The organism is Campylobacter sp. IFREMER_LSEM_CL2151, assembly GCF_025771725.1.
In the GTDB taxonomy this organism is placed as follows: Bacteria; Campylobacterota; Campylobacteria; order Campylobacterales; family Campylobacteraceae; genus Campylobacter_D; species Campylobacter_D lari_C.
In genome coordinates, this window is record NZ_JAKMQT010000004.1 from 86,315 (window position 1) to 110,130 (window position 23,816).

Sequence of the window (23,816 nt, forward strand, 5' to 3'; positions counted from 1 at the left end):
TTTTACTTTAAAATGCTATTTTCATGCGCTCTTAAAAAACTAGCAAATTTTGGCTTGCCATTTTTGGTTAAGCCATTGTGTTTAAAAGTGATGATAGCACCAACTGGCGGAGGGTTTAAGCGATCGCTTTCTTTAAAACCTGAACCTATCTTAAAACTTACTTTTTTACCCTCAATCACTGCTTCACAAAGTAAAGATCCCATTTTACCTTCAAATTTTCCTTTACCTTCTAAATGCTTTTTCACAACACATTCTGTATCATCAAAAGGTTTTAGTTTGTAAGCATTGTTTGATCTTTTCTTTTCATAAGGTGCGTTGTTTAATCTTATGATCACACCCTCGCCTTTATGCGAAATGATATCTTGGTAAAACTGCTTTAAATGATTTTTATCTTTAATGCGAATTTGTGGGATGATTTTTATAAAATCATTTGGATTTTTAGCTAAACACTTTTTTAAAACTTCTAATCTTGCTTCTAAAGTACAAGGATCAAGTTTAAATTCCTCACAGGCATTTGGCACATCAAAGACATTATAACTTACTTTTTGCCAAAGTTTTTCATCGGGATTTTCTTGGCGTATTAAAGATGAAATTTCTTCAAAAGAAGCTCTTTTTATCCAAAGTTCTCCATCTAATTCAAATTTAGGAAAGTTTTTTGTGAAAAATGAAGGAAGTTTTATAGTATTTCCTGCTCTTGTTTGCATAGACTTACCACTCCAAAGACCTCTTACGCCATCGAGTTTTTCGCTCATGAGATAATGGCTTAAATTTATATCTTTAAATGATTTTTCATCATAAACTTTAAAAAGCAAAATATCTTTTGCAAAAAGAGGATTTAAAAAGAGAGTAAAGAGAAAAACAAGGCTTATAAAAAGCCTTGCAGTAAGATTAAAGTGCTTTTTTAGCAGCATCTGCTATTTTAGCAAAAGCAGCTGCGTCATTCATCGCTAAATCAGCTAAGATTTTTCTATCAAGCTCAATGCCTGCTTTTTTAAGACCATTTATAAATCTTGAATAACTAATATCATTTAGTCTGCAAGCTGCATTGATACGTACTATCCAAAGACGACGGAAATCACGTTTTTTGCGGCGTCTATCACGATACGCATAAACCAAACTTCTTTCTAATTGTTCTTTAGCTTTTCTAAAGTGTTTGCGGCGACCACTATAAAAACCACGCGCAAGTTTTAAAACTTTTTTATGTCTGCGGCGTCTTACAACACCTGTTTTTACTCTTGCCATATTTATCCTTTCACAAATTGGCGTTCGTTAAACGAATCTTGCCCTTTAAAATAAGGGGAGTTTGAATGACTTTCGTCAAAAACTAAATTTAAGCGAGCTTAAATTCCTAACATTTTTTCAACCGCTTTAACATTGGTTGAGTGAACATACTTAGAAGTGCGAAGATCACGCATTCTTTTAGCAGGTTTTTTAGTCAAAATGTGGCTTCTATAAGCAGCGCCTCTTTTGATTTTATTTTTACCTACTTTGAAGCGTTTAACAGCACTTTTAACGCTTTTCATTTTTGGCATGTGTATCCTTTGGATCAATTTTTTCATAAAAGAAAGCTATCATTTTACTACAACTATGCTTTAGAAAAATTAAATTTTTATATGACACAACCTGTCACAAGGGTTAAATATAATTTATTCAATATTTCACAAATAAGGAGAAAAAATGCTACCTTTAATATTAGGTGGAGTAGCTTTAGCTGCAACTGGATATGGCATAAAAAAATGGTACGATAAAGCTAAAGAGAATGATGTTTTCAAAAACAACAATAAAAGTTTTAGCATGCAAGATAATAAAAAAACATACACTGCAAGTGATTTTTACAAACCTAACTCAGTATTCAACGAAAAGCAAGATACTCTAAACAATAACAAATCAAAAGAAGATGAAGAAATAGCTATGAAAATGGAAGCTGTGTTTGGAAAGCAATTTTAGTAATATACACTAAAGACTATCTATCATAGCAACAAATAATCACATTAAAAGGAGTTGTAAATGGCGGTTGTAATTGGCATTATAGTCATGATAGCTACTGCTATATGGGCTATTGTCTGCGGAGCCTTTTGGGCTTTATTTATATTTGTAGTGTGGTGTGTTATTTTACCAAGTTTATTTTTTATAGAAAAATACGGACTTATAAATGTAGTGGTTTCTTACGTGCTAATTTTAGCTGGTGTAATGATACTTACAAGGATAATCAAAAGTAAACAATACTAAAAAACCTTGACAATACGGGGAGGGGTATTGATATAATTGACATAAAAAATAATAAGGAGGGTTAAATAATATTAAAACATAATTTTCCTTGCACTTCATGTGGAGCATGCTGTAAAAATATTAATGGCATTGAAGAGTTGAAACACTTTAATACAAATGGTGTTTGCATTAATTTACAAGAAGATAACTCTTGTAAAATTTACAACGAAAGACCCTTAGTATGCAGAGTGGAAGATTTTTACAATAAATATTTTAAAGCCACTATGAGCAAAAAGGATTTTTATAACGAAAATATAAAAATATGTAATTTATTGCAAGATAAATTGAAGCTAGATAAAAAATACAAAATAAATTTAATAACAAAGGAGATTTAAAATGGCAGTTCCATTTATTTTAGGCGGAATAGCTTTAGCAACGGGTATATTTGGTGCTAAAAAAGCATACGATGGTTATCAAGATAAGTGTGCAGCAGAAGAGTTAGATAATAATGCTAAAGCTATTTTTAATTATGCAAAAGAAAATTTAGATGTAGCTAGAAAAAATGCTGAACAAGCTTTGGAAAATTTAGGGCATGCAAAGCTACATATTCATCAAAATTCTTTCAAAGAGTTTATTGATATTTTTTCTAAACTTAAAAATGTAGAAAGTAGTGATTTTTCTAAAGATGATTTAAAATTTAATATTAATGAATTTATAGAATTTACCAAAGAAAGTGTAATTGACTTTACAAAATTAGCAGCAGGTGGGATAGCATCTCTTGGTGCTGGGGCTTTAGCTGGTCTTGGAGCTTATGGTAGTGTTGGATTACTTGCAAGCGCTTCTACTGGAACTTTGATTTCTACACTAAGTGGCGCAGCAGCTACTAATGCTACTTTAGCATGGCTTGGAGGAGGTAGCCTAGCTGCAGGTGGATTTGGAATGGCTGGTGGAATGGCTGTTTTAGGTGGTATAGTAGCTGCACCTGTTTTAGCAGTTGGAGGATTTTTATATTCTAAAGTTGGAGAGCAAGCTTTGGACGAAGCAAAAAGTAACCTACATAAAGCAAAAGCAGCAGCAAGTGAAATGGATACTGCAAGAATTGCTACAACAGCAATCGGTTCTATTGTAAATGAATCTCTTATAGCTATACAAAATTTAGATGGAATTTTAATTAAAGAATTACAAACTTTTAAATTAATGATTATAAGAGAAAATGATTATTCTAAATTTACTAATGGTGAAAAAGCATATACTCAATTTATTGTCAATTTAGTAAAAGCAATTAGTGGTATCTGCAAAGTAAATGTACTGACTGAAGATGGCATAGTAAATAAAGAATTTAAAAAAGCTGTCCAAATAGCACAAAATTTAAATAAAGAAATACAAACTATTTAAAAGCGGAATTTCCGCTTTTAAAATAAGGGAGACATCATGAACACTGTATCATTATTTGATGAATTACTAGAAGAACTAGGGACACAAAGTTTAGCAAGATTACCCATCAATATATTTAATGTCAACTCATATGAAGCCTATATGGAAAGTGCAAAACTTACAACAAATATGCAAAAAGCTACGCAACAACATGGCAACAACCCAAATGGTTTTGGTCAATTTTATGAAACACTAGAAGTTGGTAAAGAAAACATCAGCAACGCATATAATAAAAATAAAAATAGAAGCTTCACAACAGATGAGCTTGCCGAAATAAGCAAAGTCTTCAAAGGGAAAAATATTGATCTATACAAAAAAGAGACAATTTTGGCAAATTATAGCGATGAAGAAATTAAAAATTTGACAAACAATGTCAATCTAGACAACTTAACCAAAACAAATCATACTATAGTAGATACCGTAACTTTAAACGAAAAAGGCGAAATAGCTAAAACAGAACAATTAAAAGCTGTTAATGATAGTATATTTGGAAAAGAATATAATAAATATTTTGAAGCGATTAAAAATGGAAATTTAGACTATATTAAAACTGATAAAGAAACTTACGAAAGGGCGCAAAAAGAGATAGAAAAATTAGAAAGCGCTATAGAAAAAGCGCCTGAAGAAAAAAAATCAACTTTAGAAAAAAAACTTCAAGAATATAAAAGCAAATTTTCTTTTCTTACTCAAGGTAGTGAAAGAGAAAAAGCTGGCTATACACAAGAAGAAAGCAAAGATAAAACTATTACTATCAAAAAAAGTGATGATATATTTAGCAAAAAACATGAAGATGATTTTAATAAAATTAAAAATGGAGAAATAGATTATATTGTAGTCAATAAAAAAATATACGAAAATGCACAAAAAGAGATAGAAAAATTAGAAAGCACTATAGAAAAAGCATCCGAAGAAGAAAAAGAGTCTTTAAAAAAAGAACTTGAGACAAAGAAAGAGATTTTTAATCATTTAAAGAAAAACGAACCTACAAACCATACAGACAAAGATAAGGCCTTAAAAGAAGTATATATTATTCAAGCAAAACAAGCTGCTATAAATGTTTTTCAAACTGGAGCTAGTGATGCTGGTGTTGTTGTTCTTAGTACATTTGCAAGCGGTGTTATAGCTGAACTTAAAAGCGAATTTATAAAAAAAGAACATGAGGATTTTGAAGTAAGATTTAAGCGCTTGTTATCAAGAGTAATTGAAAGCGGGAAAGATGCTTTTATAAGAGGAGCTAGCTATGGTATTATAGATGTTATTGTTGGAATTGCTTCGCAATATTTTAAAAGAATTGGTGGGCACTTAAAAGCTTTGTGGAAAAATTTAAGAAGTAGTTTAAAATCTATATGGAATGCAATATATGCTTATATAACTGGTAAAATTAAAAGTTTTGATGAACTTATAAAAGTGATATTAAAATCTTTGTTTTCAGCTATCATGACTATATTTGCAATTGCCTTAGAAGAACAAATTTGTCAAGCATTAGGTGGAAGTCAATTAGCTCAAATTTTATCCATAGGAATATCCATTTTCATTTGTTCATTAGCTGTGGTTTTATTTTCTAAAACTGTTGAAATAACAATAAATAGCTTTGTTGCAATTTTTGCTAAGGCGAATTTAGCTAAAGCAAGAAGAGAAGAAGTTGAAATGGTTTTTGATAAAATCATGCCTAAAATGATAGAAAACCAAGAATCTTTGGAAATTTTCATAGATGATTATATGCGTGATTTAAAAAATACTAGCAATATGAGTTTTCAAGAATTACAAACCGCCTTAAATAACAGTAACTATACACAAGCAAATCAATCTATTATAAACCTTGCAGAAAAATTTGGTGTTGATGATTTATTTAAAACACGAAAAGAATTTGATGATTTTATGTTTAGCAATGAAAATTTAAAAATATAAAAGGAATAAAATGGGATTTTTAGATACTTTAAAATCTATAGCAATTAGTGCAAAATGTGGAATTGGGTGGCACGGAGGAACTTACAGCAATGAAGAAGGAAAACCTCAATGCTATCTTTCAAAAACATGCCCTGACTGTAATGAATATATCAGTAAATACAATCACAACTTTGCAGAAAGAGTTATAACAGATCCGTACTCTTGCAGAGGTTATGAAGAATGTATTTATTGTCAGCACAGAGAATTTGGAACATATCACAAATTTGAAAAAGTAAGAAAAAATGAAAGATGTCAGATAATAGAAAAATGCTCTCAATGTGGAAAAGAGCGTTTGGGCGATATACAGCATTCTTGGGTACAAATTCCTTTTACAAATAAAGATGCCTCTATTAATGGAAAAAGAAAATGTAGAGATTGCGGATATATTGAACAATAAACCATGCTAAACAAACTACCTCAACTTTTTTCATTGCTTTTTAGCTATAAATCAAACATCTTTGATATCATCTCAAAGCCAAAGCAAGCTTATACTTACACTAAGTTTGCTTTAGAGCTAAAAGAGCTTTATGAAAAAGAAAATGACAAAACAGAAGCTGCTTTTATCATCCTAGACAGAGTGCTTAAATTTAAAAAAGAAAATCCTGATGATTTTAATGATTTTTTAAAGCTTATTCAAAAGCTTTTAACTACCTATGAAAATGATCCAAAAACAATCAAACAAAACATCAAAGATTTGCTAAAATAAGCAAAAATAAAAAAAGGTTTTTGCATGGATAAAGACAAGCTTTCTACGCGTTTAGTTTCTATACTGCAGTGTTTAAACAATGGCGAACGTTTTAGCTTAGAAGAGCTTGCGCAAGAATTTAATGTCAGCATTCGCACCATACAAAGAGACTTGCATGATCGCCTTGCTTTTATCCCTATAAAAAAAGAAAATGGAAAATACTTTTTAGAAGGCTATGTTTTAGGAAAATTAAGCTTTAAAGATATACAAAATTTTGCTATTTTAAGCGGTATAGGTAGGCTTTATCCTAGTTTAGATAAAGAGTTTTTAAACGACTTGCTTAATGAAAAAATCAATAAAGCCTTTTTAGTCAAAACCAAAAGCTATGAAACACTTGATAGAGAAGTTTTTGAGGAACTAAGCGCAGCTATCATAGCAAAATACCCCATTAATTTTTACTACAAAGAAAAACACAGAAAAGCTAATCCATACAAACTCATCAATATTGACCACATATGGTATCTTTTAGCAGATGAAAACGATACTTTAAAAACCTTTACTTTTTCTAAAATCACACAACTAAGAGTGAAAAAGAAAGAATTTTTTACCCCAAAAGAAGAGTTTTTAAAACAAATTCAAAAAGATCAAAGTAACTGGATTAGCAAAGAAAGTAAAGAAGCTATTTTAAAACTTGATAAAAAAGCCAAAGAATATTTTTTAAGAAAAAATGCCCTTACTAAATACGAATTTATAGATGAGGATGAGAATTTCATTTATATCAAGGCATTTTATACTTATGATGATGAGCTTTTAAATTTAATAAGATATTGGATACCATATATTAAAATAAACAAACCTATTGCTTTAAAAGAAAAGCTTTTTAAGCAATTAAACGCATACATGCAAGATTAGCGTTTTTTTAATACATAGAGTTGTTCTTGTATATGCATAGAACGTTTAGAAAGGTTTCTACTGGCTCTAAAGGCATTATACTTTTGCTCAAGCACAAAACATTCTCCAAGACTTTGAAGTCTTTTTGTGAAATTTTCTTTTTTTACAAAACCCTCGCAATTATAAGAAAGCAATACAATCTTAGCTTTTAAATCATTTATCAAATCAAACAAAGCATCTTCAGCTTTTTTTTCTTTGTTAAAAGCACTGCGGTTCCAGTCTTTTGGTATGCCAGAAACCTTTGAAATTTCCTTTGGCTTTTTATAATTAGCGATTAAATTTAACATAAAATAATTTGACCCATAAGGGTGTTGATTATAAGGTGGGTCTAAATACGCTACATCAAAGCTATCAAGCTCTTTAGCTAAAATATTTGCATCTTTTTGAAAAACCTCATACTCACAAGTAAAATTTGAAAAAATAGGCATTTTTAAAGCTATATCACCCTTTATACGACTAAGCGCATTTGCTCCATTTCCTCCAAATTTTCCCACTCCATTTTTATCTTTATAAAAGCCTTTAAAAACCCCACTTGTGTTTGCATGCACACTTGCTTCATAGATAAGCGGTGCGATGAAGTATTTTTGTATATTACTTGGCAAGCTTGAAATTTTTTCTCGCATAGAGTCTAAATACATAGCGTTTTTAAGCGTGTAAAAAACTCTTTCATTCTTTTGGATATACTCATCATCATTTGGTGCATAAAGCTTGCTTATAAAGCCTTTTTTGAGTTTTAAATCAGAAATTAAAAAATCATAATATTTTTGTAATTCTTGTAAAAATTGTGCGTTTTGATTGCTTAAATAACACTCATTAATGATTTTAGAATAATCTTCCAAATCATTTGCCATGATAAAACTCGCATAAGGCCTCACAAAACGCGAAACTACCCCAGAGCCACTAAATACATCACAAAAACTAAATTTGTCTTTTTTAAGCTCATTTTGTGCGAATTTAAAGCCTTGATTTAAAAACTCAAGCAAAGATCTTTTATTGCCAAGATAAGTTATGATTTGTTCTTTTAAAAATTGTGGATTTTCTTCTAGCATAAGTTTAAAATACAAGCCTTAAAAAGGCTTGTGATTATTTTTTCTTTTTAGGAGTTACTAGCATATTTACATAGCGTCCTTCGAGTAAAGGCTCTTTGTCTCTATCTGCTATATCTTCGACCATTTGCCAAATTTTTTCAAGCAACGCCACCCCTGCTTCAGGAGAGCCCATCTCGCGACCTTTTAAAAACACTCTAAATTTAACATGCTTGCCTTGCTCTAAAAACTCACTTGCATGTTTGACCTTATAATTAATGTCATTTTGAGCAATTTTCACAGAAAGTTTGATTTCTTTTATATCAATAACTTTTTGTTTTTTCTTTGCTTCTTTTTGTTTCTTTTCTTGTTGATAACGGAATTTTCCATAATCCATTATCTTACATACAGGTGGTTTGGCTTCAGGGGCTATCATCACCAAATCAAGCCCTAGTCTATTTGCTATATCTAGTGCTTCATCACTACTAATAATGCCATAAACCTTGCCATCATCACCTATACATCTGATCTCATCTGCTTGAATTTCTTCATTTAGCAATACTTCTTTTTCTTTACTCAAAAGCGTACCTCACTTAATTTCTCCTTTGTTAGGGTTATAAATTCATCTAAAGTCATTGTTTTTTGTTCTTTTGCTCTTCTATCTCTTAAAGCCACACTTTTGCTTGCTACTTCTTCATCACCTAAAACAAGTATCATAGGCACATGTGCTTTTTCAGCGGTGCGGATTTTTTTATTTAAGCTTTCATTTTTATTATACACTTCACTATCAATGCCAAGTTCTAAAAGTTTTCTTGCTATTTCTTTTGCATAATCATGATGATTTTGTGAAATAGGCACTATAGCTACTTGAGTTGGTGCTATGAAAAATGGCAACTCACCCGCACAATGCTCTACTAAAATTCCTATAAATCTTTCAAAAGAACCCAAAATAGCACGGTGAAGCATTACAGGTTGTTTTTTCTCATTATCTGCGTCTGTGTATTCGAGTTTAAAACGACTTGGTAAGTTAAAATCCACTTGTATAGTTCCACACTGCCATTTTCTTTTTAGCGCATCAGTGATTTTGATATCTATTTTTGGACCATAGAAAGCTCCGCCGCCCTCATCAATGCCATATTTTAAACCTTGTTCATCTAAAGCTTCTTTTAAAGCCTTTGTAGCTATATCCCAAATTTCATCATCACCTATTGCTTTTGCTGGGCGTGTTGAAATTTCCATTTCATAATCAAATTCAAAAGCCTTCATCAAAGTATCAACAAAACTTAAAATTTCTAAAACTTGTTCTTTTATCTGACTTGGCATACAAAAAATATGCGCATCATCTTGGGTAAATTCTCTTACCCTAAAAAGCCCGTGCAAAACTCCACTTTTTTCATGGCGGTGCACCACGCCGTATTCAAAAAATTTCAAAGGCAAATCACGATAGCTTCTAACATCACTTTGATAAATTTTAATATGCCCTACACAATTCATCGGCTTAATGCCATATTCTTGCTCATCAATTTGCGTAAAATACATATTTTCTTTATAGTTTGCATAATGCCCACTAATTTTCCACGCATCAGCTTTTAAAAGCTCAGGCCCACGCACAGGCTCATAACCTCTTAATCTATGTGCTTTATATAATAAATGTTCTAATTTACTTCTTAATTTTGCACCATTGCTAAGCCATATAGGAAGCCCACCGCCTATTTCATCATCAAAGGCAAAAAGCTTCATTTCATTACCAAGTTTTCTATGATCTCTTTTTTTAGCTTCTTCAATGATTTTTAAGTATTCATTTAAACTTTCTTTATCTGCAAAAGCAGTACCATAAATTCTTGTGAGCATTTCTCTTTTTTCATCACCACCCAAATACGCTCCCGCTACACGAGTAAGCTTGAAAAATCTTAAATATCTAGTATTTGGTACATGAGGCCCACGGCATAAATCTTCAAATTCGCCTTGCTTATAAATACTTACTTTTCCATCAGGAATTCTTAGTAAAACTTCTTGTTTTAAATCATCATTAGCAAATTTTTCTTTAACCTCAGTCTTTGAGAGTTCGTATTTTGTGATGTCTAGCTTTGCTTCAGCTAGTTCTTTCATTTTCTTTTCGATTTTGCTTAAATCTTCTTCTGGAATCTTGCTATCAACTCTAAAATCATAATAAAATCCATCTTCTATCACAGGCCCTACGAAAAATTTAGCCTCTGGATATAAACTTTTAATCGCTTGAGCCATTAAATGTGCACAAGAGTGGCGGATAACTTCTAAACTTTCTTTAGAGTTATCAAAATAAATCGGAGTTAAATTTGTATCATTGTTAAAACTTTGAGTATCTACCAAAGTTTCATTATTCGCATATGCAATTATATCTTTTGTCATTTCTACCCTTAACACTCACTAACCTTGTGAGCTTAAATTAAAATATAAGACTAATTTTAGCTATGAAAAACTTAAACTTTTTTTAAATAAAGGATATTTTTATATTTCAAACACCCGTTCTTGATATATCTAAAGCACCACTCATAAAAAGGTATAAAAATACAAAACCTAAAATTATCCTATAAATTCCAAAAGGTATGAAGTTTATCTTGCTGATTAATTTTAAAAATATTTTAATTACCACAAAAGCCACTATAAAAGCTGTTACAAAACCTATGGCTAAAGGAATGAAATTATTCATATTGCTTAGAACTTGTGGTTCTTTATAAATGCTATAAGCTGTTGCGATAATCATAGTAGGAATTGCAAGCAAAAATGAAAATTCAGAAGCCACTTTGCGATCAAGCCCAAGCAATAAGCCACCTATGATACTTGCTCCACTTCTTGAAGTACCTGGTATGATAGCAAGAGCTTGGGTTAAACCTATCAAAAAAGCTTGTTTATAACCTACCTCATCTAAAGAGTGGATTGTGTAGTCTTTTTTTCTATGTTTAAGTTCTATAATGATAAAAATAATCCCACCAATGATTAACATAGTAGCCACGGTATAGCCATTAAATATTTCTTTTAAAAACTTATATGCTATAAAACCCACTCCACCTGCAGGCAAAAAGCCCACAGCAAGTTTTAACCAAATATCAAGTTTTTGAGTTAGTTTATCTTTGAAAATAAAAATCACCGCTAGTATAGAACCAAGCTGAATGATGATGAAAAAACTTCTCCAAAAATCATCTATATTTAAACCTAAAATTTCAGCACCTAAAATCATATGCCCTGTAGATGAAACAGGTAAAAATTCTGTCAAACCTTCGATAATCCCTAAAATCAAAGCATAATAATAATCTAAATTCATTTTTTAAGTACTCTTCTTGCAAAAATTAGCATAATCGCTACAAAAACTACAAAACCTATAATCCCATCATCTTTAAATGAAGTTGCAATAGCAAGCGGATCTTCAGCCCCACCTCTACTAATAGAAAGCACAGTTAAACCAGCTATTAACACTCCAAACAAACTCTCACCTACTATCAAACCAGAGGCAAATAAGGTTCCTTTTTGCTCATGCTCTTGAATGAGTTCTTTTTTATGTGCATTTTTAGCATATCTTTGCTCTAAACGCTTTTTGATTAAATATGCCAATAAGCCACCTACAAATAAAGGCATGTTAACAGCAGGTGGTAAATATATACCTATACCCACAGCTAAAGGCGGTAAAGACATATTTTTCTTTCTTAATAAACGATCGACGATAATTATACCAACGCCCACAAAAGCTCCCGCTATAATATAACTCCAATCGATATTAGCGTTAAAAATGCCTTGTGCTATAGTGCTCATTAAATTTGCTTGCGGTGCAGCAAGCGCATTTGCCTCATCCATTCCTTCTCTTGGCATTGCACCCACAAAACCATAAGCTTGATATAATAAATTTAATACAGGAGCGATAGCCAAAGCTCCAAATACACAACCTATAATCAAAGAAATTTGTTGTTTCCAAGGAGTTGCACCCACTAAATAGCCAGTTTTTAAATCTTGTAAATTATCATTAGAAATAGCAGCAGTTGCTAAAATAACACTAGTAGTGAATATAGCAAAAGCAATAGCAAATTTAGACATCAAAGGATCGCTAAATAAATCTACTTGATAACCCAAAAGTAAAATAATCAAAGAAGAAATCATAATCCCAATAAGTCCTATACCCGAAATAGGAGAAGATGATGAACCCACCAAACCTGCCATATATCCACAAGCAGAAGCTACAAAAAAGCCTATAAAAATAGCTACTAAAGTTCCCACTAAAGCAAAAAGAATTTGATAACCACTTGCTAAATTTGAATCAGCCACAAAAGCATAAAATGAAATAAACAAACCTATACACATAAGTACAAATAAACCTAGCATAGCTTTTAAAGATAAATCCATATCTTTAGGATCTTGTGAGAGGTTTAATGAGGTTTTTTTAAGCATATTTTTCATGCCATCATATACAGGCTTTGCAAGCTCTATTAAAGTCCATAATGCTGCTATAGCAATAGCTCCTGTACCTATTAAACGCACCTTTTGAGCCCAAATTTGATTAGCTATATCAAGTGCACTTAAACTCGCATCAAAACTTTCTTTAGCAGAAAAATATGGTACAAAAACCATCCAAGCAAGTACCATACCCACAAGCAATGCAACACCTCCGGCTATACCTACTAAGTATCCAGCACCCAAAAGTGCCACTGAATAGCCCATAGAAAAGCCAAAAGTCATTTTTTGCCAAATAAATGCAAAACTACTTCCACTTGAAAGTAGTTTAAAACCACTTGAAAAAAGACTTATCACAGAAGCAAGAGCCACACCAAGTGTAATTTCTTTTAAGCCTACTTTTCCTTTTTTATCAGCTTGATCTTTATTAGCTACTTTTAAAATTTCAGCAGCAGCTCTTCCTTCAGGATAAGCTAATTTACTCTCTACCACCATAGCTCTACGCAAAGGTATAGTAAAAAGCACGCCCAATCCACCTCCACAAAGACAAAGCATAAAAGTAAGCCAAAGTGGAAATTCAAACCAATATCCACACATAAAAAGACCTGGTATAACAAAAATCACAGCCGAAAGCGTACCTGCGGCTGAAACTTGAGTTTGAACCATATTATTTTCTAAAATATTAGAGTCTTTAAAGATTTTTAAAACAGCCATTGCAATCACAACAGCAGGAATAGAAGTAGAAAAAGTAAGACCAACTTTAAGCCCCAAATATACATTTGAGGCGGTAAAAATAATCGTTAAAATACTTCCTAGTATTATACCCCTAAGCGTAAGCTCCGGTAGTGAGTTTTTTGTATGCATTTTGTTTCTCCATTTTTATTGACAACCTTCACATTCTATAGTTCTATCAACTACATCATCATTTACTTTTTGACTATCAGGGCTTTCGCTTCTTAGATAATAAGTTGATTTAACACCTAATTCCCAAGCAAGTTGATAAATTTCATTTAAATATCCACCGCTTGCTTTATCTAAAGAAACAAAGATATTTAATGATTGACCTTGATCAATCCATTTACCACGAATCGCTGCTGCTTTTACTAAGATTTTTTGATCAAGCTCATAAGCAGGGGTATAATACTGCCAAGTATTAGCACTTAAATTTGGTACTACAGTTGGTATCATACCGCTTAAGTTTTGCTCAAACCATTTTCTTTTATATACAGGCTCAATTGTTTGAGTAGTACCCACTAAAATAGAAATAGAAGAAGTTGGCGCTATAGCCATTAAATAACCATTTCTTATGCCATCTCTTTTTAGTTTTTCTCTTAATTTTTCCCAATCACACTCGCTTTGATCAAACAAACCTTCACTTGCGGTAAGTTTTTTAGCATTTTCATTTGCTACATCAATTGGCACTATACCTTTACTCCAGTTTGATCCTTCAAAGTCAGGATAACTTCCTTTTTCTAAAGCTAAATTTGAGCTAGCTAAAATCGCCTCATAGCTAATCATCTCCATAATACGATCAATTTTTTCAAAATGTTCATTAGAACCCCAATAAATTTGAGCTTCAGCCACCATTTGCGCTTCGCCCATTACACCAAGTCCTATAGCACGTGATTTTAGGTTGGTATTTTTAACCTTTACATGGGGATAAAAATTTAAATCAATCACATTATCAAGCATTCTTATCGCTGTTGGCACTACTCTTTGAATGTCTTCTTTAGTATTGATTTTACTTAAGTTTATACTTGCAAGATTACAAACTGCGGTTTTTCCTTCGTTTTTGTATTTTTCTACTATATAGACTTTTTTACCATTAATACTATCTAAAGTAGAAACTTTCTTAGCAAGTTTTTTATATCCTCCATCTATTGTAAGCTCTTCATCCTCATCTAAATGAAGCTCTGTTTTATCATCAAATACGATTTTGATTTGATAATAATTTGGATCTGTATTTTGAAAAATTTCTGTACATAAATTTGAACTTCTTATAATTCCTGCGTGGGAATTTGGATTTGTTTTGTTTGCACTATCTTTAAAACATAAAAATGGCATACCTGTTTCAAAATAAGATAAAAGTATTTTTTTCCAAAGCTCTTTTGCATCTATAATTTCTTTAGCTATGCTTTCATCTTTTTCAAATTCTTCGTATTTTTTCTCAAATTCTTCACCGTATAAATCGCATAAACTTGCTGTATCAGCAGGATCAAAAAGCGTCCATTTGCCATTTGCTCTTACTCTTTTCATAAATAAATCATTAATCCACAAAGCAGGGAAAAGCTCATGTGCCCTTCTTCTTTCTTCACCTGAATTTTTACGCAAGTCTAAAAAGTCATTAATATCCATATGCCAAGGTTCAATATAAACCGCAATTGCACCTTTTCTAGTACCAAGTTGATCAACAGCTACTGCTATATCGTTGGTGATTTTTAAAAATGGTATGATCCCACCTGCTGCATTTTTATGCCCATCTATGCTTCCACCCATAGCGCGCACCTTAGACCAATCCCAGCCTATACCACCGCCAAATTTAGATAAAAGCGCCATTTCTTGATAAGAATCAAAAATTCCTTCTATATTATCAGGCGTGCTTCCTATATAACATGAGCTTAATTGGTGTCTTGTAGTTCTTGCATTTGAAAGGGTTGGAGTTGCAAGCATTACTTCAAAAGTTGAGATCAAATCATAAAATTTCTTAGCCCAAGTTTGAGAATCTAGCTCATTTTGTGCTAAAAACATCGCAATAGCCATAAACATTTGCTGTGGTAATTCTATAGGCATACCTTTAGAATCTTTAATCAAATATCTATCATATAAAGTTTTTATACCAAGATAAGTAAATTGCAAATCGCGTTCTGGCTTGATATAAGCATTAAGATCATCTAAATCATATTTTTCTTTTAAGCCGATTAAAATCCTACCTTCTTTTTCACCTTTTTCAAGATATTCTCTTAAATGTTTATATCCATTATAACCACTTACTTTTTTATATAAATCATATAAAAATAATCTTGCAGCAACAAAGGTCCAATTAGGTCTATCAATATCTATTTTATCTACTGCTGTTTTTATAAGAGTTTGTTGGATTTCTTCTGTTGTTATGCCATCACGAAATTGAATTTTTGCATCTACTTCAAGCTCACTTTGGCTAACATTTTCTAAATTTGCCACCGCATCAGTGGTATATTTTTTAATTTTAGAAACATCTAACTCTTCAGTTCTTCCATTTCTTTTTAATACTTTCACTCACAACCCCTAGTTTATTATTTAAATGTTCTTTCAAAAATTTTATCTACATTCTTTGTATAGTAGTTATAATCAAAACAATTTCTAATATCTGCTTCACTTAAAGACTTTTTCAAATCCTCATCAGCTAATAAAGCTAATAAAAACAAACTCTCGCCTTTTTCATTTAAAGCAGGCTTACCATTTTGCAAATCAGCCCAAACTTTCATAGCATTTCTTTGAACGATTTTATAAGCTTCTTCTCTGCTTATACCTTTAAATGGAAGTTCAAGCAACACTCTTTGAGAGAATACAAGTCCTCCGGTTAAATTTAAATTTTTCATCATATTTTCTGGATATACCAAAAGCTTTTCTATCACACCACATAATCTTGAAAGCATAAAATCAGTCGTGATAAAAGCATCAGGCAATACAAATCTTTCTACGCTAGAATGTGATATATCTCTTTCATGCCACAATGCTACATTTTCCAAAGCAGGTGTTACATAAGCTCTTATCATCCTGCAAAGACCAGTGATATTTTCACTCAAAACAGGATTTCTTTTATGAGGCATAGCTGAGCTTCCTTTTTGTCCTTGAGAAAAGTATTCTTCAGCTTCATATACTTCTGTTCTTTGAAAATGGCGGATAGCGACAGCAATTTGCTCACAACTTGAAGCTAAAATAGCTAAAGCCGAAATAACCTGTGCATAGCGATCTCTTTGTATAACTTGGTTTGAAACTGGTGCTGGCTTAAGATCTAAGTTTTTACAAACTTCTTCTTCAAATTCAAGCGGAGCATGAGCAAAATTTCCCATGGCACCGCTAATTTTTCCATAGCTAATCACTTCTTTTGCATGAATGATTAAATCTTTTGCATGAACTAGCGAATCATACCAAATAGCCAAAACCAAACCAAAAGTTATAGGCTCCCCATGAATTCCATGACTTCTTCCTACCATTAAGGTGTTTTTATGCTCATACGCTCTTGTTTTAATCGCTGCTAAAACTTGATCTAAATCTTGCAAGATTAGTTCTAAACTATCTTTAATCTGCAAAGCAACTGCAGTATCAATACAATCTGAACTTGTCATTGCATAATGCACAAAACGACTTTCCTCGCCCAAACTTTCACTTACACTAGTTAAAAAAGCAATAACATCATGTTTGGTAGTTTTTTCTATCTCATCTATTCTTGCTATATCAAATTTTGCATTTTTTATAATTTTTTCACAATCATCATCTTTAATAAGACCAAGTTTATTCCACGCTTTCACAGCAGCTAATTCCACTTTTAACCATGCGTCATATTTTGCTTGCATGTCCCATTTTTTAGCCATGATTTCTCTACTATATCTTTCAACCATTTTCAAGACCTTTTTTTATATAATTTTTTATGAAAAAATAGCTTGAATTTTATTATAAATTACCTAAGAAAGTTATTAAATGGCATATATAAAAAAGAAACTAGCAAATAATGGAAAAAAGGCATTTAGACTGCTTATGGATGAGTTAAAAATTTCTATGCGTGAAGCACAAAAACTCATTGATAAAAAAAGACTATTTTGTAATGGAATTTTGGTAGAAGAAAAAAACAAATTTTTAGATGGCTTAGTGGAATTAATCGTATATGAAAATAATCCCAAAGGATTAGAAATAGTTTTTGAAAATGAAGATTTTGCTGTAGTAGAAAAACCAAGCGGGGTACTAACTCATCCTAATGGACGTAATTGTACTTATAGTCTTTGTGATGAAATTTGGCATTTATGGGGTGAAAAAGCTTGCGTGGCTCATAGATTAGATAAAGAAACAAGCGGGCTTTTGCTCATAGCTAAACATAAAAATGTACAAATTGAGTTAAAAACCATGTTTGAAAAAAGATTGGTGCAAAAAAGCTATCTTGCTCTAGTAAAAGGAAAAACTAAAAAAGAATTTATAGTAGATAAAAGTATGGATTTAGCTAAAGACTATGATGCAGTAAAAACTAGAATGCATATTTGTGAAAATGGTAAAGAAGCTTTAACGCAATTTTATACTTTAGAATATTTTGAAAATTTAGATGCCAGTTTAGTTTTAGCTAAACCTCTAACAGGCAGACAACACCAAATAAGACTACATTTGTTTCATGTGAAACATAAAATTTTAGGTGAACCTTTATATGGTTTAGAAAAAACACAAATAGAGCATATATTAGATGGAAAAATGAGTGATATCGAAAGAACTCAAATCACAGGTGCTAAAAGATTGCTTTTACACTCTTTTAGCTTAGAATTTACATATAAAAATCAAAAATTTTTGATACAATCTCAAAAAGATATAAAAGATGAGTTTTTGAAAAATTTATATTAATCTTTTTCTAACTTTAAAACTTTATCAGTTTGGATTGCAACTGCAATTTGCTTGGCTGGCTTACCATAATCCCTACAATAATCACAAGATTTATAAAAATCTTGAGAATAAAATTCAAAAAATCTTTCTTTAGAATCCTCTAAATTTAAAAAATCGCCATTAAATTCTTCAAGTCCTTTTAAGCGTGATAAAGAACTTGATATAGGGCAAACAAAAATAGCTCCTTTAGGTGCTAATTGTTTATTTTCTAAGCCCTCAGATGTCATCAAACTTACACATGGCATTTGACAATTACGATAGTTTTTGATTATATCTTCTTTACTTCTACCACGTTTATAAATTTTTTCAGGATCACTCCAAGTAGAATTTTCACCACTAGAGTCCATAGAAAATGGAATTTTATTTTCTTTTAATTTTCTTAAAATACTTTCTTGCTTTAATGGAATTTTTAAATTTGGTGATCTTTTGTAATCTGAAATCGTAATTTTTCTAACTTTATTAGATTTTTTTAACTTACTCATCAATTCATCTTTAAAATCAATAGTTGCATTAGTAACTAAAGAAAAAGTTAGTATTTTCTTTTGAGTATCTAAATAATCAATCAATTGCGGTAAATCTTTAAATAACAAAGGTTCTCCACCTATAATTCTAACTCTTGCGATAGAATCTACCTTAGATAAAAGTAACTCTAATGATTCTATAATGCCCTCTAAAGTACAAGCATATTGATTTGATGGTGAAAAATACTGCATTAAATTATTACATGATTCACAACGCAAAGTACATCTTGTAGTTAAAACTAATTCTAAATAAGGAATATCCACCTTACCTTCTAAAACCCTCTTTTCGAAGTATTTTTTCAAATAAAATTTTTTCACCAAAGCAGCATAAGGAACTTTAAAAATTCTAGCAATTCCTCTTTTACCATTTAAATACGAAAAATACCAAGAAATATTTGGTTTTATATATCTATTTTGAAATAATTGATTTTATAATAATTGTTTTTTTATCTACCATTGTTTTTTCCTTCATTATTTAATACATAAATAATTCCACCAAGTCCTATAATCACCACTATACTTATAAAAATAAGCTGTGCTATATCTAAAAAAGTCATTGTTTACTCTGTCTTTCTTTAAGCTGTCCGCATGCAGCTGAAATATCAAGTCCTTTACTTTCTCTTATCGTACAAGTAACACCTTTTGCGCTTAAATAATCTTGAAATTTAACCGCATTTTCAACACTTGGTCTTTTATATAAACTTCCTTCATGAGGATTAAAAAGTATTAAATTCACTTTAGCTTTTATACCATTTAAAAGTTTGACTAGTTCTTTTGCATGTTCTATTTTGTCATTTATACCATCAATTAAAAGGTACTCAAACATTACTCTTTTACGTTGATCTATAGGAAAATTTCTCGCCGCTTCCATAATGCTTGCTATATTATAAGCTTTATTAATGGGCATTAATTCACTTCTAAGCTCATCATTTACAGCATGAAGCGAAATAGCCAAAAGCACACCTAAATTCATTTCTCCAAGCTCTTTAATTTGCTTTGCCAAACCACTTGTACTTATAGTTTGTCTTCTAGGACTTATAGCTAAGGCATCATTATCGGCTAAAATTTTAACTGCCTTAGAAACATTTTTAAGATTATCCAAAGGTTCTCCCATACCCATATAGACTATATTAACCCTTCTTTCATAAGGTATGTTGTTATGTTTTTTAATCCATAAAATTTGTCCTACTATTTCCCCTGCAGTCAAATTTCTTTTCAAACCGCCTTTAGCAGTCAGACAAAAACTACACCCGCTTTTGCACCCCACCTGAGAGGAAACACAAATAGTATATCTTGCATGTTTGATGATTTTTCCATTTTCATCTACAAGTTCTTCTTTCATTGGTAGCAAAACAGCTTCTATTTTTTTACCATCTAAAAGTTCAAAAAGATATTTTATACTACCATCTTTGCTTTTTTCATCTTTCACACATTTTAGAGGTGAAAAATGAAAATTTTCTTGCAAGTGTACTCTAAAATCTTTTGGCAAAGACGACATTTGTAAAAAATCGTCTGCATATTTTTTATATACCCATTCAAAAATTTGCTTTGCTCTAAATTTTGGCTGGACTAAATTTTCTAATTCTTCTTTAGTAAAGTCTAATATATTTTTTAATTCACTCAATTTTTTTCCTATATAAGTTTTTTATCTAACAAAAAATCTTTTAATAATTCTTTTGCCTTTTGATGGTTTTTTAAAAAATCCTCATGTGCAAATTCATTACAAAAATTTGTCGCACATAAATAACAAATTCCTTCTATCTCTTGCATTTTTGCGCAAGAAAGCACTGCATATGCTTCCATATTTTCTATATGCACACCCTTTTTAAAAAATTCTTGGGCGATATTTTCATCTTTACAAATATAATTTGAAGAATTAATCATAGTTTCATGTGAAACATTTAATCTAATCTCATTAGATATAGGCGTATAAAAACTATCAAATAAATCTGCGTATTCTAAATTCGCTGCGTTAGAACTTTCATAAATGTCTAAAATTTTTCCTTCTTGGTAAATTCCACATGTACCTATAAAAATCACTCTATCTACTTTTACTTGACTTAAAATTTTACCTAGAGAAAAAGCAGAATTAACCAAACCTATGCCTATACTTTGTGCAAATTTAAAATCCTCATTTCCTCCTGCACATACTATAAGATTTTTCAAAAATTAACCTTTATAAAAAATAATTCAAATTTTATCTAATTAGCGCTTAAAATAATGCTATAATTAATATTTTTTAGATAAAATAAATTTATGATAAAAGCAAAAAAACATTTTGGACAAAATTTTTTATGTGATAAAAGCGTGGTAGATAAAATCATCCAAGCCATACCCAAAGATACTAAAAATATAGTTGAGATTGGGCCTGGCTTAGGTGATTTAACGCAAGAACTTTTGAAAATCCCACAAGCTCATATTAGAGCTTATGAGATTGATAAAGATTTGATTCCTATTTTAAATAAAAAATTTCAAAATGAGATTGAAGGTGGAAATTTTGAGCTTATTCATCAAAATGCAAGTGATGCTTTTGATCAAGGAAGTTTAAGCGATAAAGAGTACTTTTTGGTAGCAAATTTACCATATTATATTGCTACAAATTTGATTTTAAAAGCCCTAGAAGATCAAAATTGTCTTGGGCTTATAGTAATGGTGCAAAAAGAAGTAGCACAGAAATTTTGTGCAAATGAAAAAGAAAGTAATTTTTCGGCTTTAGGGGTGCTTTGTGCATTGATATGCCAAAGACAAATGCTTTTTGATATACAACCACAAAGCTTTAATCCTCCACCAAAAGTTACTTCAGCTGTAATGAAGTTAATAAAAACTACTCATTATCAGCAAAAATGTGAAAATATAGAAGCTTTTAAAGAATTTCTTAGAGCTTGTTTTCAAAATCCTAGAAAACAACTCTTATCTAATTTTAAAAATAAAAAAGAAAAAATTTTAAAAGCATTTGAAGCACTAGATATCTCTTCTACCTCAAGAGCTCATGAAATTAGCGTTGATTCATACCTTAAAATTTATGACTATTTAAAGGATGACTATGAGCGAAGAAAACAAAACTCAAGAGCAAAACAAAACTAAAAGATTTAATAAATTCAGAAACAAAAGAAAAAAAGATTCACAAAATCAAGAGCAAAATAGTGAAATTAAAAACGAAACAAAAGTAGAAAATACTCAAACTGAAGCTAGCGAAGAAAAAAAGAAAAAGAAAAAAAATAGAAATTTACCTTCTAAATTAAGTGGTAATGAAGAATGGCAAATAGAACTTGCTAAAAGCATAGAAGCTAATAAAATCATGCACGAGCTAAGACTTCACCCTTTAAAACACAACAACTCAAGCGAACATAAAATTCGTATTACACCTTTGGGTGGACTTGGAGAAATCGGTGGAAATATCACTGTTTTTGAAACCAACAACGATGCAATTATCGTTGATATAGGTATGAGTTTTCCAGATGGAACCATGCATGGAGTAGATATTATCATACCTGATTTTGACTATGTAAGAAAGATTAAAAACAAAATTCGCGCTATCATCATCACTCATGCTCATGAAGATCATATCGGTGCTGTACCGTATTTTTTCAAAGAATTTCAATTTCCTATCTACGCAACACCTTTAGCACTAGGTATGATTTCAAATAAATTTGAAGAACATGGTTTAAAGGCTGAGCGTAAATGGTTTAGACCTATAACAAAAAGACAAATTTATGAAATAGGTGAATTTAATTTAGAATGGATTCACATAACCCACTCTATTATCGATGCTTGCGCTTTAGCTATTAAAACTAAAGCAGGAACCATCATACACACTGGCGATTTTAAAATAGATCAAACACCAATTGATGGTTATCCAACGGATTTAAGTCGTTTAGCTCAATATGGCGAAGAAGGTGTGCTTTGCCTTTTAAGTGATAGTACAAACTCATATAAAGAAGGCTATACAAAAAGCGAAAGCTCTGTAGGACCTACTTTTGATCAAATTTTTGCCAAAACTAAAGGCAGGGTAATCATGAGCACCTTTAGTTCTAATATCCACCGCGTATATCAAGCTATTAGTTATGGTTTAAAATACGGCAGAAAAGTGTGTGTTATAGGACGTTCTATGGAAAGAAATCTCTATACCACTATGGAACTTGGCTATATTAAGCTTGATAGAAAAATTTTCATTGACGCTGATGAAGTAAGCAAATATAAAGATAATGAAGTACTAATTGTCACTACAGGAAGTCAAGGCGAAACTATGAGTGCTTTATATAGAATGGCAACTGATGAGCATAAATTTATCAAAATCAAACCTAGCGATCAAGTTATCATTTCAGCTAAAGCAATACCAGGCAATGAAGCAAATGTTTCTGCGGTGCTTGATTTTCTTTTAAAAGCAGGGGCTAAAGTAGCTTATCAAGAATTTAGCGAAATTCATGTAAGCGGACATGCTAGCATAGAAGAACAAAAACTCATGCTAACTTTGGTAAAACCTAAATTTTTCTTACCAGTGCATGGAGAGTATAATCATATCAATAAACACAAAGAAACTGCTCTAAAATGTGGCATACCTGAAAGAAATATCTACTTAATGAGTGATGGGGATCAAGTAGAGCTTTGCCAAAAATACATCAAACGCGTTAAAACAGTTAAAACAGGAAAAGTCTTTGTAGATAATCAAATCAACAAACAAATCGCAGATGATGTGGTAATTGATAGACAAAAACTAGCAGATAGTGGTATAGTTGTCATCATTGCCCAGCTTGATAAAGCAAGTAAAACACTAATTAATAAACCAAGAGTATTTAGTTATGGCTTGGTAGCTGATAAACAAGATGGAGCATTTTCAAAAGAAATGAGTGATGTTTTAAGTCAATTTTTCCCAAATGTAAAAGATGAAATTTTAGATAATCCAAAAGTTTTAGAAGCTCAAATTAGACAAGTACTAAGAAAGCATATTTTTAGAAAAATCAAAAAATATCCGACTATAGTACCAACTATTTTTGTGATGTAAAG

The 23,816-nt window shown here is 31.1% G+C and carries 25 protein-coding genes; 11 read left to right on the forward strand and 14 right to left on the reverse strand.

Annotated elements, in window-relative coordinates:
• Positions 1-2: 2 nt before the first annotated feature.
• The 3 genes from L8V82_RS04325 to rpmI all read right to left on the reverse strand — a co-directional run bounded on the left by L8V82_RS04325 (position 3) and on the right by rpmI (position 1,532).
• A complete protein-coding gene (locus L8V82_RS04325; protein ID WP_263724129.1) occupies positions 3-911 on the reverse strand; it encodes a DNA ligase in 909 nt (302 codons plus the stop codon).
• Positions 889-1,242, reverse strand: coding sequence for a 50S ribosomal protein L20 (gene rplT / locus L8V82_RS04330; RefSeq protein WP_039617097.1), 354 nt, complete (start codon positions 1,240-1,242; stop codon positions 889-891). Before rplT ends, L8V82_RS04325 begins: the two co-directional genes overlap by 23 nt.
• A gap of 98 nt (positions 1,243-1,340) precedes the next feature.
• A complete protein-coding gene (gene rpmI / locus L8V82_RS04335; RefSeq protein WP_039617094.1) occupies positions 1,341-1,532 on the reverse strand; it encodes a 50S ribosomal protein L35 in 192 nt (63 codons plus the stop codon).
• A 145-nt stretch (positions 1,533-1,677) separates the two neighbouring features.
• Between rpmI and L8V82_RS04340 the strand changes: the two genes are divergently transcribed.
• The 8 genes from L8V82_RS04340 to L8V82_RS04375 all read left to right on the forward strand — a co-directional run bounded on the left by L8V82_RS04340 (position 1,678) and on the right by L8V82_RS04375 (position 7,186).
• Positions 1,678-1,947, forward strand: coding sequence for a hypothetical protein (locus tag L8V82_RS04340; protein ID WP_263724130.1), 270 nt, complete (start codon positions 1,678-1,680; stop codon positions 1,945-1,947).
• A gap of 60 nt (positions 1,948-2,007) precedes the next feature.
• The gene (locus L8V82_RS04345) at positions 2,008-2,229 is read left to right on the forward strand and encodes a hypothetical protein (RefSeq protein WP_039617091.1); all 222 of its coding nucleotides are present in this window, start codon (positions 2,008-2,010) and stop codon (positions 2,227-2,229) included.
• A 68-nt stretch (positions 2,230-2,297) separates the two neighbouring features.
• Entirely contained in the window at positions 2,298-2,603 is a 306-nt protein-coding gene (locus L8V82_RS04350; protein ID WP_263724172.1) for a YkgJ family cysteine cluster protein, read from the forward strand.
• 1 nt (position 2,604) lies between these two features.
• On the forward strand, positions 2,605-3,603 hold the full coding sequence (locus tag L8V82_RS04355) for a hypothetical protein (RefSeq protein WP_263708658.1): 999 nt from the start codon (positions 2,605-2,607) through the stop codon (positions 3,601-3,603).
• Between the two features lie 36 nt (positions 3,604-3,639).
• Entirely contained in the window at positions 3,640-5,550 is a 1,911-nt protein-coding gene (locus tag L8V82_RS04360; RefSeq protein ID WP_263724131.1) for a hypothetical protein, read from the forward strand.
• A gap of 10 nt (positions 5,551-5,560) precedes the next feature.
• Complete coding sequence (locus L8V82_RS04365) at positions 5,561-5,986, forward strand: hypothetical protein (RefSeq protein WP_147575940.1); 426 nt, start codon at positions 5,561-5,563, stop codon at positions 5,984-5,986.
• 3 nt (positions 5,987-5,989) lie between these two features.
• Positions 5,990-6,295: a hypothetical protein gene (locus tag L8V82_RS04370; protein WP_263724132.1), complete on the forward strand. Its 306-nt coding sequence runs from the start codon at positions 5,990-5,992 to the stop codon at positions 6,293-6,295.
• Positions 6,296-6,319: 24 nt separating this feature from the next.
• Positions 6,320-7,186: a helix-turn-helix transcriptional regulator gene (locus L8V82_RS04375; protein WP_263724133.1), complete on the forward strand. Its 867-nt coding sequence runs from the start codon at positions 6,320-6,322 to the stop codon at positions 7,184-7,186.
• Here the strand turns inward: L8V82_RS04375 and L8V82_RS04380 are convergent.
• The 7 genes from L8V82_RS04380 to purB all read right to left on the reverse strand — a co-directional run bounded on the left by L8V82_RS04380 (position 7,183) and on the right by purB (position 17,270).
• Positions 7,183-8,274 carry a DNA adenine methylase gene (locus L8V82_RS04380; protein ID WP_263724134.1) on the reverse strand — a complete coding sequence of 364 codons (1,092 nt, stop codon included), beginning with the start codon at positions 8,272-8,274 and terminating at the stop codon, positions 7,183-7,185. The genes L8V82_RS04375 and L8V82_RS04380 overlap by 4 nt on opposite strands.
• A 34-nt stretch (positions 8,275-8,308) precedes the next feature.
• Complete coding sequence (gene infC / locus L8V82_RS04385) at positions 8,309-8,830, reverse strand: translation initiation factor IF-3 (RefSeq protein WP_039617082.1); 522 nt, start codon at positions 8,828-8,830, stop codon at positions 8,309-8,311.
• Positions 8,827-10,638, reverse strand: a complete 1,812-nt coding sequence (gene thrS, locus L8V82_RS04390) for a threonine--tRNA ligase (protein ID WP_263724135.1) — start codon at positions 10,636-10,638, stop codon at positions 8,827-8,829. The genes infC and thrS overlap by 4 nt, the downstream gene beginning before the upstream one ends.
• Before the next feature lie 106 nt (positions 10,639-10,744).
• On the reverse strand, positions 10,745-11,551 hold the full coding sequence (locus L8V82_RS04395; protein ID WP_263724136.1) for an undecaprenyl-diphosphate phosphatase: 807 nt from the start codon (positions 11,549-11,551) through the stop codon (positions 10,745-10,747).
• A complete protein-coding gene (locus tag L8V82_RS04400) occupies positions 11,548-13,533 on the reverse strand; it encodes an OPT family oligopeptide transporter (RefSeq protein ID WP_263724137.1) in 1,986 nt (661 codons plus the stop codon). The genes L8V82_RS04395 and L8V82_RS04400 overlap by 4 nt, the downstream gene beginning before the upstream one ends.
• A 15-nt stretch (positions 13,534-13,548) precedes the next feature.
• The gene (locus L8V82_RS04405; protein ID WP_263724138.1) at positions 13,549-15,924 is read right to left on the reverse strand and encodes a ribonucleoside-diphosphate reductase subunit alpha; all 2,376 of its coding nucleotides are present in this window, start codon (positions 15,922-15,924) and stop codon (positions 13,549-13,551) included.
• 17 nt (positions 15,925-15,941) lie between these two features.
• On the reverse strand, positions 15,942-17,270 hold the full coding sequence (purB, locus tag L8V82_RS04410; protein WP_039625018.1) for an adenylosuccinate lyase: 1,329 nt from the start codon (positions 17,268-17,270) through the stop codon (positions 15,942-15,944).
• Positions 17,271-17,349: 79 nt separating this feature from the next.
• Here purB and L8V82_RS04415 point away from each other — a divergent pair, with 79 nt between their 5' ends.
• Positions 17,350-18,252 (forward strand): RluA family pseudouridine synthase, encoded by a 903-nt coding sequence (locus L8V82_RS04415; RefSeq protein WP_263724139.1) that lies wholly within the window; start codon positions 17,350-17,352, stop codon positions 18,250-18,252.
• Here the strand turns inward: L8V82_RS04415 and L8V82_RS04420 are convergent.
• The 4 genes from L8V82_RS04420 to L8V82_RS04435 form a co-directional block, all read right to left on the reverse strand.
• Positions 18,249-19,130, reverse strand: a complete 882-nt coding sequence (locus tag L8V82_RS04420; protein WP_263724140.1) for a radical SAM protein — start codon at positions 19,128-19,130, stop codon at positions 18,249-18,251. The genes L8V82_RS04415 and L8V82_RS04420 overlap by 4 nt on opposite strands.
• 128 nt (positions 19,131-19,258) lie before the next feature.
• A complete protein-coding gene (locus L8V82_RS04425) occupies positions 19,259-19,369 on the reverse strand; it encodes a hypothetical protein (protein WP_263724141.1) in 111 nt (36 codons plus the stop codon).
• Positions 19,366-20,436 carry a 23S rRNA (adenine(2503)-C(2))-methyltransferase RlmN gene (rlmN, locus tag L8V82_RS04430; RefSeq protein ID WP_263724142.1) on the reverse strand — a complete coding sequence of 357 codons (1,071 nt, stop codon included), beginning with the start codon at positions 20,434-20,436 and terminating at the stop codon, positions 19,366-19,368. The genes L8V82_RS04425 and rlmN overlap by 4 nt, the downstream gene beginning before the upstream one ends.
• An 8-nt stretch (positions 20,437-20,444) precedes the next feature.
• Positions 20,445-20,978, reverse strand: a complete 534-nt coding sequence (locus tag L8V82_RS04435; protein ID WP_263724143.1) for a purine-nucleoside phosphorylase — start codon at positions 20,976-20,978, stop codon at positions 20,445-20,447.
• A 90-nt stretch (positions 20,979-21,068) separates the two neighbouring features.
• On the opposite strand from L8V82_RS04435, the gene rsmA reads away from it, so the two are divergent.
• Positions 21,069-21,896: a 16S rRNA (adenine(1518)-N(6)/adenine(1519)-N(6))-dimethyltransferase RsmA gene (gene rsmA, locus L8V82_RS04440; RefSeq protein WP_263724144.1), complete on the forward strand. Its 828-nt coding sequence runs from the start codon at positions 21,069-21,071 to the stop codon at positions 21,894-21,896.
• Positions 21,856-23,814 carry a ribonuclease J gene (locus L8V82_RS04445; protein ID WP_214125128.1) on the forward strand — a complete coding sequence of 653 codons (1,959 nt, stop codon included), beginning with the start codon at positions 21,856-21,858 and terminating at the stop codon, positions 23,812-23,814. The genes rsmA and L8V82_RS04445 overlap by 41 nt, the downstream gene beginning before the upstream one ends.
• Positions 23,815-23,816 lie beyond the last annotated feature (2 nt).

Coding starts and splice junctions, on each gene's coding strand:
- rplT (WP_039617097.1), bottom strand. CDS start 1,242: ATGGCAAGAGTAAAAACAGGTGTTGTAAGACGCCGCAGACATAAAAAA.
- thrS (WP_263724135.1), bottom strand. CDS start 10,638: ATGACAAAAGATATAATTGCATATGCGAATAATGAAACTTTGGTAGAT.
- L8V82_RS04355 (WP_263708658.1), top strand. CDS start 2,605: ATGGCAGTTCCATTTATTTTAGGCGGAATAGCTTTAGCAACGGGTATA.
- purB (WP_039625018.1), bottom strand. CDS start 17,270: ATGGTTGAAAGATATAGTAGAGAAATCATGGCTAAAAAATGGGACATG.
- L8V82_RS04415 (WP_263724139.1), top strand. CDS start 17,350: ATGGCATATATAAAAAAGAAACTAGCAAATAATGGAAAAAAGGCATTT.
- L8V82_RS04445 (WP_214125128.1), top strand. CDS start 21,856: ATGAGCGAAGAAAACAAAACTCAAGAGCAAAACAAAACTAAAAGATTT.
- rsmA (WP_263724144.1), top strand. CDS start 21,069: ATGATAAAAGCAAAAAAACATTTTGGACAAAATTTTTTATGTGATAAA.
- L8V82_RS04375 (WP_263724133.1), top strand. CDS start 6,320: ATGGATAAAGACAAGCTTTCTACGCGTTTAGTTTCTATACTGCAGTGT.
- L8V82_RS04360 (WP_263724131.1), top strand. CDS start 3,640: ATGAACACTGTATCATTATTTGATGAATTACTAGAAGAACTAGGGACA.
- L8V82_RS04400 (WP_263724137.1), bottom strand. CDS start 13,533: ATGCATACAAAAAACTCACTACCGGAGCTTACGCTTAGGGGTATAATA.
- L8V82_RS04370 (WP_263724132.1), top strand. CDS start 5,990: ATGCTAAACAAACTACCTCAACTTTTTTCATTGCTTTTTAGCTATAAA.
- L8V82_RS04395 (WP_263724136.1), bottom strand. CDS start 11,551: ATGAATTTAGATTATTATTATGCTTTGATTTTAGGGATTATCGAAGGT.
- L8V82_RS04365 (WP_147575940.1), top strand. CDS start 5,561: ATGGGATTTTTAGATACTTTAAAATCTATAGCAATTAGTGCAAAATGT.
- L8V82_RS04425 (WP_263724141.1), bottom strand. CDS start 19,369: ATGACTTTTTTAGATATAGCACAGCTTATTTTTATAAGTATAGTGGTG.
- L8V82_RS04345 (WP_039617091.1), top strand. CDS start 2,008: ATGGCGGTTGTAATTGGCATTATAGTCATGATAGCTACTGCTATATGG.
- L8V82_RS04325 (WP_263724129.1), bottom strand. CDS start 911: ATGCTGCTAAAAAAGCACTTTAATCTTACTGCAAGGCTTTTTATAAGC.
- rpmI (WP_039617094.1), bottom strand. CDS start 1,532: ATGCCAAAAATGAAAAGCGTTAAAAGTGCTGTTAAACGCTTCAAAGTA.
- L8V82_RS04380 (WP_263724134.1), bottom strand. CDS start 8,274: ATGCTAGAAGAAAATCCACAATTTTTAAAAGAACAAATCATAACTTAT.
- L8V82_RS04340 (WP_263724130.1), top strand. CDS start 1,678: ATGCTACCTTTAATATTAGGTGGAGTAGCTTTAGCTGCAACTGGATAT.